General features: G+C 54.2%; 1 protein-coding gene. It reads left to right on the forward strand.

Annotation, left to right across the window (positions count from 1 at the left end; translation table 11 throughout):
- Positions 1–65: 65 nt before the first annotated feature.
- Positions 66–1,216 (forward strand): IS3 family transposase gene (locus QME24_RS24720; protein WP_087535084.1). Its coding sequence is split into 2 segments (ribosomal slippage): positions 66–300 and positions 300–1,216, totalling 1,152 coding nucleotides; the frame shifts between segments, so codons are not numbered across the junction.
- Positions 1,217–1,234 lie beyond the last annotated feature (18 nt).

A 1,234-nucleotide genomic window follows, 5' to 3' on the forward strand; every position in this document is an offset into this window, starting at 1 on the left:
TTTGAATCGCCCCTGGTTTCGTAGACACCTCCAAGCCTCATAATGAGGCCCAAATAGGAGGTGCCATGAGTCGTCAGCGTTACCCCGAAGAATTCAAGATCGAAGCGGTCAAGCAAGTGACCGAGAAAGGCAAACCTGTCGCCGATGTCGCCCAGCGCCTGGGCATGTCCGTGCACAGTCTTTACGCCTGGATCAAGGTCTACAGCAAGCCCCAAGAGCAGCGTCAGCAAGACGACGATCAGCAGGCCGAACTGCGCAAGCTACGCGCTGAACTCAAGCGCGTGACGGAAGAGCGAGACATCTTAAAAAAGGCCGCCGCGTACTTTGCCAAGGAGTGCGGCTGAAGTACGCCTTCATCAAGAAGCACTCGACTGATTACCCGGTGCGGCGCCTTTGCCAAACCCTCAAGGTGCACCCCAGCGGCTATTACGCCTGGCTGGCCGAGCCTCAATCTGCCCGAGCAAAAGAAGATCAACGTCTGCTTGGCTTGATCAAACACGCTTGGCTGGAAAGCGGAGGTGTATACGGCTACCGCAAAATTCACGATGACCTGCGTGAGCTGGGAGAGGAATGCGGCCGAAATCGAGTCAGGCGCTTGATGCAGGCGGAGGGGCTGCGTTCTCAAACGGGCTATCGGCGGCGTCCAGGGTTCTATGGTGGAAAACCAACAGTGGCCTCGCCCAACCACCTCGCGCGGCAGTTCAAGGTAAGTGAGCCGAACAAGGTCTGGGTGACAGATATCACTTACATCCGCACCTATGAAGGGTGGCTCTACCTCGCGGTAGTGCTGGATCTGTTCTCACGCCAAGTAATTGGTTGGTCAATGAAGCCAAGGATGTGCAGCGACCTGGCTATCGACGCGATGTTGATGGCTGTTTGGCGACGCAAGCCTCAGCAGCAAGTTATGATTCACTCAGATCAAGGCAGTCAGTTCAGTAGCTCGGATTGGAAAAGCTTTTTGAAGGCCAACAATGTAATCAGCAGCATGAGCCGGCGGGGAAACTGCCACGACAATGCCGTAGCCGAGAGCTTTTTCCAGCTTTTGAAGCGAGAGCGAATCCGACGAAAGATCTACACAACCCGTGAAGAAGCCCGAAGTGATATTTTCGATTACATCGAGATGTTCTATAACCCTAAACGCCGACACAGCAGTGCTATGCAGCTGTCTCCAGTAGAGTATGAGAAACGCTATTTCCTGAGCTTGGAGAGTGTCTAGAAAACCAGGGGCGATTCA

It is taken from the genome of Pseudomonas sp. PARCl1 (assembly GCF_947311875.1).
Lineage (GTDB): Bacteria > Pseudomonadota > Gammaproteobacteria > Pseudomonadales > Pseudomonadaceae > Aquipseudomonas > Aquipseudomonas juntendi.